This is a genomic window from Mesorhizobium sp. M2A.F.Ca.ET.067.02.1.1, assembly GCF_004023285.1.
Taxonomy (GTDB): Bacteria; Pseudomonadota; Alphaproteobacteria; order Rhizobiales; family Rhizobiaceae; genus Mesorhizobium.
In genome coordinates, this window is record NZ_RZSB01000172.1 from 1 (window position 1) to 9,250 (window position 9,250).

Genomic DNA, 9,250 nt, shown 5'->3' on the forward strand with positions numbered 1-9,250 from the left:
GCGAGAGGGAAGTCAACGCCATCGGCTATTGCGTCGGCGGCACGTTGCTTGGCGCGGCTCTCGCGCTGCTGGCGCAGGAAGGTGATCATCGCATCAAATCGGCCACCTTCTTCACCACCCAGGTCGACTTTACCTATGCCGGCGACCTCAAGGTCTTCGTCGACGAGGACCAGGTCGCCGCGGTCGAGCGCTCGATGAGCGAGAAGGGCTATCTCGAAGGCACCAAGATGGCCACCGCCTTCAACATGCTGCGCTCGGGCGACCTGATCTGGCCCTATGTCATCAACAATTACATGCGCGGCAAGGAGCCCCTGCCCTTCGACCTGCTCTACTGGAATTCCGATTCCACGCGCATGGCGGCGGCCAACCACTCCTTCTATTTGCGCAACTGCTATCTAGAGAACAATCTCTCGCGCGGCACGATGGAGCTGGCCGGTCGCACGGTCTCGCTGGCCGACATCACCATCCCCGTCTACAACCTTGCCACGAAGGAAGACCACATCGCGCCGGCGCTTTCGGTGTTCCTGGGCTCGCGCTTCTTCGGCGGTGACGTCGAGTATGTGATGGCGGGTTCCGGCCACATCGCCGGCGTCGTCAACCCGCCTGCCGCCAGGAAGTATCAGTACTGGACCGGCGGCAAGCCGGTGGGCGATTTCAACGCCTGGCTCGCCGCGGCGCATGAGCATCCTGGGTCCTGGTGGACGCACTGGCAGCACTGGATCGAGAACCAGGACAACATCCGCGTGCCCGCCCGGAAACCGGGCAAGCGTATGAAAACCTTGGGAGATGCGCCGGGCACCTATGTCAAGGTGCGTGTGTAACGGACTGTAATGTCTGGTGAGTTGACGGGCCGCCAAAACAGGGCGAAATGGTGGCGTCAATCGTTTCACGGCCTCAAATCACCTTCCGACGCAGATTAATTCCGAGGCTTGCAGATTCGACACATGTCCCGTTTCCGGTTGGGAACAGGAGGGTTATCGCGGCGCGATGCTGGAGTGGCGCGGCGATGACGGACCGACCGGATGCCGAGGGGGAATTTATTTTGAAATCAGTAGGTTGGCGTCTTGCACGAAGGGAAGGTCGCAGCATAGCGGCAGCGCTTTTCTCCGTGCTTCTGGCCTCCTGCACATCGACCGGCGACCCGACGATGTCGGTCGTTTCGCCCGCCTACAATTCAACCGCCACCGAAATGAGCGCGACGTCCGGCGGCAAGACGGCAACAACCGCCGATTCGTCGGCCCAAGTGGCATCCGCGACCACCGATGCGGCAGCGACCGTGATGAGCGAAGGCGACACGCCTTTGCCCGAGAAGGTCGCCTATGTGCCGGAGACGCGGCCGCAAGCCGCCTTCCCTGACGTCGCCGTGCCCACGGGCGCCGCCGCAATTGCCGGCAACACGCCGCAACCTCTGGTTCAGCCGGCGCAGACGGCGGAACAGACACAAGCCGTCGCCCAGCAGGTCGCCGCCGGCGATGCCGCCGCCATTGCGTCCAAGGCGCAGGCGACCACGCAGGCCATGAGCAACGGCGTCTATGTGACCGCGGGCGAGCCGGCGCAGCCGCAGGTCGCCGCGCCGAAGAAGAGCCTGTTTGCCTCGCTGTTCAGCACCACGCCGGCCTCGGCCGCGCCCGCGCCGCTGATCAATTCGCGCTCCAGCGACCAACCGGCGGCGCAGGCCAAGACCGCAACTGCCGCGCCCGCCCCTGCCAAGCCGATCGTTGAGCTGGCCTCCGCGACACCCGCCGCGAAGCCAGTGCAGCTCGCCTCGCTGGACGACCCGAGCTATCACATCACCGGCGCCGACGCCCTTCCCGGCGTGCGCCAGACCGCGCTGTTCGAGATCAAGCGCAAGTCCGGCATTGACGATGAGAGCGACGTCGACCTCAACGAGGATGAGGGCGGCGGCGGTTCCTACCAGGTGGCCTCGGCCGCCGGCATGGCAAGACTCGCGCCCAACGGCCTTCTGAAGCAGAACGAAAGCGTCGACGTCGCTTGTCTGAAACCGTCGCTGGTGCGGGTGCTGAAGACGATCGAAGGCCATTTCGGCCGCAAGATGGTCGTCACCTCCGGCTACCGCGACCCCTCGCGCAACCGCCGCGCCAACGGCGCCAAGAACTCGCTGCACATGTACTGCGCCGCCGCCGACATCCAGTTGCCCGGCGTCTCGAAGTGGGAACTGGCGAGCTACGTCCGCTCGATGCCCGGCCGCGGCGGCGTCGGCACCTACTGCCACACCGAATCCGTCCATATCGACGTCGGTCCCGAGCGCGACTGGAACTGGCGCTGCCGTCGCCGCAGCGGCGGCGGCGAGGACGGCTGATACTCGGCTTTGCCCAGTGCGCATAGCCGGGTTGACCGATTGAGAGCCGATCACCGCCGACGCCGTCGTTTGTTTCGACAAACCGTCAGCGACGTTCGCGATTGGCTGAAGCTTACTGAACTTCGTCATCCACGGGCGGGGCAGGAGCGAAGCGGACGCGCAGACCCGAGGATCCATGCCGTTACCTCAACCGTAGGGTAGAGCGGCGCAGATTCTGCACCGATGCGATACGTCAGCGTCACGGAATGGATTCTATGGTCTGCGCGCGTCGCTTCGCTCCTTGCTCCGCCATGGAATGACGACCGCGACTGGCCTCCCAGCCAATCTCCAGAGGTGCGTGACCGAATGCGGCCGCAACCCTGCCCTGCCCCGAAAAGCCGGCTTTTGCAGCCTTTTGAAAAAAGTTGTCGCATGTGGCGGCAGATGGGTTGCCGGTTGGCGACAACGCAATTATAAGCCGCTTCGTCTGAGCGCGCCCATCGTCTAGCGGTTAGGACACCGCCCTTTCACGGCGGTAACAGGGGTTCGATTCCCCTTGGGCGTACCAGTCTTATCCTCCCTGAACGGCCGAATCCGGCACCTCGCGCTCACCGGGCCGAAACGCGTCATTAACGGCGTTGTTGGGTGACGCATGTTGGCAGCGATCAGACGGTGTAGAGTTCTGCCTCGCCATGGAGGCGCGGATGAACCTGCTTCGGACAGTTCTCTTATGCGCGGCAATGACCGGCCTGGCCGGGCTGCAGCCCATCCATGCCGAGGATCCGCCCGCTCAGCCGAACGGCGACGCGGCGCAACAGCTGCCGCCCGTTCACTGCGAGGGACAGAACTGCCTGCCGCCGAGGAACGACCCCGCTTTGGAGTGCAAGGGGCAGGACTGCACGCCGGCTCCAGCGACCGACCAGCCGTCAGGCCCGGAGATCAAGAAGGTCAAGTGAGCGGCGGCGGGCGCTCGGTGGCGGAAAACAGAAGGCCATCGCCGTCGTCAGGTCGCTTGAAGCTCAGAAAAAGCAGGCGCCCAGCAGAACGAAGCGGAAGTCTCAGATCAATCCGGAACCATCGGCGCCGGCTCTTCGCACCGATAGACCATGCAACGACCGTCACTGGCCGGAACATAGTCGACCATCGGCACATAGGGAGCATCGCACTCATTGCCGAATTGGCGGACATAGCGCTCATATGTGTTCGCCCCCGTGGTCAGTACCACCGCATGCCGGCTCTGGATCAGCGCCTGGGTCTGCGCGCAGGTCATTGTGCGTGTGTCGGGTCGTGCATCGGCGAAGTTTGTGGCGGCAACGATCATCGCTGCCGCGCAAAACGCAATCTTGCCTATGGGCATGGTGGCATCCTCGCAAATCGGCAAATTCGCATCTTGCGACACCGGTTCGCAACAGCGGTGTGGTCACGATGCAGCGAGCAAAGCCTTGAAAAGCAGTTGAAACCCCGCGCCAGACCCTGGAATTGCCCGAGGACAAACAACGTCCGAGGTCAGGCTGTTGCAAAAACCACTGTCTGCAGCAGCCCTCCCCCCGGCCGGTTCTCCAGCGTGATCGAGCCGCCATAGCGCTCGATGATCTCCTTGGCGATGGCGAGACCCAGCCCCGCGCCCGGGATGAACTGCGTGCGCGCCGGATCGACCCGGAAGAACGGCTCGAAGGCCTTGTTCAACAGGTCCGGCGGAATGCCGGCGCCGCGGTCGGCGATGGTGAGAACCGCCTGGCCGCCTCGCCGCGCAAGCGCGATGGTGCAGCTCTTGCCATGCGTGGCGGCGTTGACGATCAGGTTGCGCAGCGCCCGGCGCAAGCCGAGCGCGCCGGCCTTGACGAACACATGGTCGAGATGGTCGATCGTCACCGCATGGCCGAGCGAGACCATTTCGACCTCGATGTCGCGAACCAGCGCGTCCAGGGCCACCGGCTCAACCGCGTCCTGGTTGACCTCCTCGCGCACGAGGCGGATGGCGCTGTCGGCGATACGGTCGAGCTCGTCGAGGTCGCTCAGCCATTTCTCGCGATCCTCCTCGAGGAATTCGGCGCGGAGCCGCATCCTGGTCATCGGCGTCCTGAGATCGTGGCCGGCCGCCGCGACTAGGCGCATGCGGCTTTCCATCGCCGTCTTCAGTCTTGCCGACAGCTCGTTAAGCGCATGGGCGGTGGCCCTCACCTCGGCCGAGCCTTTCTCCGGCAAAGTCGCCAGCATGCCATCCGAGCCGATCTTGCTGACGGCGGTTTCCAGCATTTCCAGCGGCCGAACCAGCACGCCGGTGAAATAGATCGATACCGGCGTGGCGCCGAGCACGATCAAGGCCATCCAGCCGGCGAACCCGTACCAGACATCGCGCGGCGGGCCCACGTCGGGAACATCGACGATCATCCAGCGATGGTCAGGCAAAGCGACCGAGGCGATCATCCCGGGTTGCCCGGCCCTGCGGCTGACGACCGCCGAAACATCGAGACCGTTCTGGCGCAGCATGTCGTTCAGCACCCGCGTGTGCTTGCGGTCCTCGAAACCGGGCGCCGGACGATCGCTGATCGTCACCGGCGCATCGCCGCTGCTCGGCACGTGGCCTGGAACCAATTGCATCATATACTGGATCTGGTGCGCCAGCGGCCCCATCGTCAGCTCCGGCGACGGCCCGCCGAGCACCTTGACGGCGACAAAGGTGGCAAGCCCGACCACGCCCAGGATCGACGCGACCAAAAGGATGATCAGCCGACGGCGCAGCGAAGTCATGGCTCGACATCCGTTGTCGGGACGCGGTACTCCGCCGTCTCGACCCGTGCCGTCAGTTGATAGCCGCCATTGCGCACGGTCTTGAACAATGCCTCCTCGCCCGCTTCGGCGAATTTCCGCCGCAGCCGGCTCATCAGCACGTCGACGGACCGGTCGAGCGGCTCGCGCTCGCGCCCTTGCGTCAGATCGAGCAGTTGGTCGCGCGACAAAAGCCGTCCCGGCCGATCGAGAAAGACCTGCAGCAGATCGAACTCCGCGCCGGTCAGGTCGACCAGGGCGCCATCGGCATCCATCACCTTTCGCGTGTCCGGCTCCAGCCTGTAACCGGCGAAATGATAGACGCGAACCTTGGGCGGGGCGGCTTCTTCCGGCGCCGAGCGCCTGAGCACCGCGCGGATGCGGGCCGAAAGCTCGCGCGGGTTGAACGGCTTGCCGAGATAGTCGTCGGCGCCGAGCTCCAGGCCGATGATACGGTCGACATCTTCCTTCAGCGCTGTCAGCAGGATGACCGGAATGTGCGGCTTGCGATCGCGCAGGCTCCGGCAGATGTCGAGACCGGAGCCGTCCGGCAGCATGACGTCGAGCACGATCAGGTCGAACTGGCCGGAGCCGAGCTTCTGCTCGCATTCGCGCCGGTCCGCCGCCACCGACACGCGAAAGCCCTGCCCGTCGAGATAGCGCCCGAGCAGCGTCCTGATCTCGCGATCGTCGTCCACGACGAGGATGTGGGGTTGTGCCTGCATTCTTGGCCCGCTTGCCTTTTCGTTCCTGATTATAGGGAGCGACGCCGCCAAGCGGCATGGAAAATTGCAACGGAACGTTTCCAAAACCCCGCCGGAAATATTCGGAAACAAATCTCCTTTTTCTGGAAACCTTCGGCAACGCGCCGAAGCAAAGCGGCAAAAGACGCTTCCTATTCTCCCGGCATCCGAAGCATGCAGGAAAGGATCACGTCATGCGAAGCAGACTTCTGGCGCTCGGCCTGTTCTCGGTCGCGGCCGTCCATCCGGTGTTCGCCGCCCAGCCGTCCCCGGCCTGTCGGGCTATGTCTCCGCCGCACCCATCCTGTTCGAAGGCTTCGTCCGTTCCGGCCTCGCCAGCGTGCCGCTGCCCGGCCGGCCGCCGGGTGTCTTCAATCCCAAGCGCGAAGAATTGCCGGTGACGTTCGCCCGCTTCGGCGCCGGCGCCGACGGCCTGGTGCAGGCCACCGCCGCCGAGCCGGCGCCGACCATCATCTTCCCGCCCAATGGCGCCCGCGTAGACCTCGGCACCAACTCAGCCGACGCAACGCCGCTGGTGCTGAAGCTGCAGGGCGGCCGCGCGCCGTTCCGCTGGCTCGCCAACGGCAGGCCGCTCGCCGGCATCGACCGCCGCCGCACCGCGACCTGGCAGCCCGACGGCACCGGCTATTCGACGCTGACGGTAATCGACGCCGCCGGCCGCGCTGCCAGCGTGAAGGTTTTCGTTGAGTAGAACACCGGCAGGCGATCTGGGGATTGCGTTTCTCGAGGGATGGGCGCGCGGAGCTTCTCCACTGATGTCCGGTGCGAGGCCCCCCTCTCTGGCCCGCCGGCCATCTCCCGCTCAAGGGGGGAGATTATTCGCTTCGGCGCTTTCGCTAGTCTTCAACGCAGGAAGCACGAGCGCGGCGCCCAAACTGCCTTTCCCCCGTGAGGGGGAGATGCCCGGCAGGGCAGAGAGGGGGGCCTCGCGCCATACCTTTCCATTAGGAGTTGCTCTGGCCGCAGCCCTAGCCCTCCTATCCGCAACTCCCACCCCAGCCCTTGCCGATCCTCTGCCCCCCGGCTTCGTCAGGCTGGCCGATGTCGATCCGACCATCCGCCAGGACATCCGCTACGCCGGCCGCGACAACTTCCTGCGCCGCAAGGTCGACGGCTATGACGCGCCCGTCTGCGTACTGACCACGCAAGCGGCGAAGGCGCTGTCCAGCGTCCAGAAAGTCGTGGCCGCCAGAGGCCTGACGCTGGTCGTCTTCGACTGCTACCGGCCCGCACGAGCCGTCGCCGATATGGTCCGATGGACGCGAGAAGCGGGCCCGCCGGATCCGCAGTGGTATCCGACCGTCCGGCGTGGCGATCTTATCGCCAAGGGCTATATCGGCGAGCTGTCCAGCCATTCGCGCGGCTCGACCCTCGACCTCGCTATCGCCGACGCCACCAGCGCGGTTCACCCGGCCTGCGGCGCGCCTGACGGCGACACGCTCGACTTCGGCACCGGTTTCGACTGCTTCGATCCGATGAGCGAGACGGCGCACCGCCCGCTCCCCGCCGAAGCGGCGGCGAACCGCAAGATGCTGCTTGCCGCCATGCACGCCGCTGGCTTCCGCAACTACGCGCGCGAATGGTGGCACTTCACCCTCGCCAAAGAGCCTTTTCCAAAACAGCGCTTCGATTTTCCGGTCACAGCGCCTTAACCGGGAACCATCCAGCCTTGCCCAAACCGTCGCCGGTTCTAATTAGGCGGGCTGGCAAGGATTCATGGTGTCGCCGGCTTGAGGAAGATATTTCTTCGAGCGACGGACATACGGCGAAAAATTGCTTCTAGGAGGCGAAAAAGGCAACATTCAATGCATCTAAATTCTATAAACTCGCTAGAGTTCGCAGCAGTTCAACGGAGGCGGGAATGACCAAACCTCATTTCAGGAAACTGCTCGGCGCGCTGGTCGCCACATCTGTCCAGTTCGGCACGCTCGGTTTCGCGTTTGCCGATACGACCATTTTGAACGTGTCCTACGATCCGACACGTGAGCTTTACAAGGCCTATGACGAGGCCTTCGCGGCGCACTGGAAAGCCGAGACCGGCGAGACGGTCACCATCCAGCAGTCGCATGGCGGGTCGGGCGCCCAGGCCCGTGCGGTGATCGACGGCCTCAACGCCGATGTGGTGACGCTGGCGCTCGAAGGCGACATCAACGCCATCGTCTCGAAGTCGAAGAAGATCAATCCCGACTGGCGCAAGAAATTCGAAAACAATTCAGCACCTTACACCTCGACCATCATCTTCCTGGTGCGCAAGGGCAACCCCAAGGGCATCCACGACTGGAGCGATCTGGTCAAGGACGGCGTCCAGGTGATCACGCCGAACCCGAAGACCTCCGGCGGCGCGCGCTGGAACTACCTGGCGGCCTGGGCCTACGCCAACGCGCATGACGGCAACGACGAGGCCAAGACCAAGGAATTCGTCGCCAAGCTCTATGCCAACGCCCCGGTGCTCGACAGCGGCGCGCGCGGTTCGACCGTCACCTTTGCTCAGAAGGGCCTGGGCGACGTCCTGATCGGCTGGGAGAACGACGCCTATCTGGCGCTCGACGAATTCGGCGCCGACAATTTCGACATCGTCTACCCGCCGACCTCGATCCTGGCCGAGCCGCCCGTCGCCGTCGTCGACGCCAATGTCGACGCCAAAGGCACGCGCAAGGTGGCCGAGGCCTATCTTTCCTGGCTCTATTCGAAGGAAGGCCAGACCATCATCGCCAAGAACCACTATCGTCCGTCCAAGCCCGAACTGGTTCCGGCCGAGGACCTCGCCAAACTGCCTGCTATCAAGCTCGTCACCATCGACGACCCGCAATTCGGCGGCTGGAAGAAGGCGCAGCCTTACCATTTCGGGGAGGGTGGTATATTCGACCAGATCTACAAGCCGGCGCAGTGAGAGGCCGGGCCTCGAAAACTGGCGACTGCAATCTGGTTGAGTAAGAAGGGACGATCCAGAACAGCATGACCACAGCACCCGCTCACGCGGGGTGGCGATTCAGACAGCCGAGTGTCATTCCGGGTTTCGGACTGACGCTCGGCTTCTCGCTTGCCTACCTCACGCTCATCATCCTCATCCCGCTCTCGGGGCTGATCTGGCGTTCGGCCGCGCTCGGCTGGACCGATTTCTGGGCCTTGGCCACCGACCGGCGCACCCTCAAGGCGCTCGAAATCAGCTTCGGCACGGCCTTCATCGCGGCCGCCGTCAATGTCGTGTTCGGCACGCTCGTGGCCTGGGTGCTGGTCCGCTACCGTTTCCCCGGCCGCCGCGTCGTCGACGCCATGGTCGACCTGCCCTTCGCGCTGCCCACCGCGGTCGCCGGTATCGCGCTGACCACGCTCTATGCACCGACCGGCTGGCTCGGCAAATTGCTGATGCCGCTCGGCCTCAAGGTCGCCTACACCCCGCTCGGCATCATCGTGGCGC

7 protein-coding genes, 1 tRNA gene and 3 pseudogenes are annotated in these 9,250 nt (G+C 64.5%); 8 read left to right on the forward strand and 3 right to left on the reverse strand.

What is annotated here, in order from left to right; all coding sequences use genetic code 11:
• From EOA28_RS14370 to EOA28_RS14385, 4 genes and pseudogenes are all read left to right on the forward strand, one after another.
• A pseudogene (locus tag EOA28_RS14370) lies at nucleotides 1-821 on the forward strand (alpha/beta hydrolase); the annotation flags it as partial.
• Nucleotides 822-1,147: 326 nt separating this feature from the next.
• The gene (locus EOA28_RS14375; RefSeq protein ID WP_245463313.1) at nucleotides 1,148-2,320 is read left to right on the forward strand and encodes a YcbK family protein; all 1,173 of its coding nucleotides are present in this window, start codon (nucleotides 1,148-1,150) and stop codon (nucleotides 2,318-2,320) included.
• Nucleotides 2,321-2,792: 472 nt separating this feature from the next.
• Nucleotides 2,793-2,867, forward strand: a tRNA-Glu gene (locus EOA28_RS14380).
• A gap of 136 nt (nucleotides 2,868-3,003) precedes the next feature.
• Entirely contained in the window at nucleotides 3,004-3,255 is a 252-nt protein-coding gene (locus EOA28_RS14385; protein WP_128314982.1) for a hypothetical protein, read from the forward strand.
• 107 nt (nucleotides 3,256-3,362) lie between these two features.
• Here the strand turns inward: EOA28_RS14385 and EOA28_RS14390 are convergent, their stop codons facing one another.
• The 3 genes from EOA28_RS14390 to EOA28_RS14400 form a co-directional block, all read right to left on the reverse strand.
• Complete coding sequence (locus tag EOA28_RS14390; RefSeq protein ID WP_127252201.1) at nucleotides 3,363-3,656, reverse strand: hypothetical protein; 294 nt, start codon at nucleotides 3,654-3,656, stop codon at nucleotides 3,363-3,365.
• Between the two features lie 149 nt (nucleotides 3,657-3,805).
• Nucleotides 3,806-5,050, reverse strand: a complete 1,245-nt coding sequence (locus EOA28_RS14395; protein WP_127252202.1) for an ATP-binding protein — start codon at nucleotides 5,048-5,050, stop codon at nucleotides 3,806-3,808.
• Entirely contained in the window at nucleotides 5,047-5,793 is a 747-nt protein-coding gene (locus EOA28_RS14400) for a response regulator (RefSeq protein WP_127252203.1), read from the reverse strand. The genes EOA28_RS14395 and EOA28_RS14400 overlap by 4 nt, the downstream gene beginning before the upstream one ends.
• 280 nt (nucleotides 5,794-6,073) lie before the next feature.
• On the opposite strand from EOA28_RS14400, the pseudogene EOA28_RS14405 reads away from it, so the two are divergent.
• The 4 genes and pseudogenes from EOA28_RS14405 to EOA28_RS14420 all read left to right on the forward strand — a co-directional run.
• Nucleotides 6,074-6,523 (forward strand): annotated as a pseudogene (locus EOA28_RS14405) (penicillin-binding protein 1C); the annotation flags it as partial.
• A 208-nt stretch (nucleotides 6,524-6,731) separates the two neighbouring features.
• Complete coding sequence (locus EOA28_RS14410) at nucleotides 6,732-7,484, forward strand: M15 family metallopeptidase (protein WP_245501523.1); 753 nt, start codon at nucleotides 6,732-6,734, stop codon at nucleotides 7,482-7,484.
• A 209-nt stretch (nucleotides 7,485-7,693) separates the two neighbouring features.
• Nucleotides 7,694-8,722, forward strand: a complete 1,029-nt coding sequence (locus EOA28_RS14415) for a sulfate ABC transporter substrate-binding protein (RefSeq protein WP_127252527.1) — start codon at nucleotides 7,694-7,696, stop codon at nucleotides 8,720-8,722.
• A gap of 65 nt (nucleotides 8,723-8,787) precedes the next feature.
• A pseudogene (locus tag EOA28_RS14420) lies at nucleotides 8,788-9,250 on the forward strand (molybdate ABC transporter permease subunit); the annotation flags it as partial.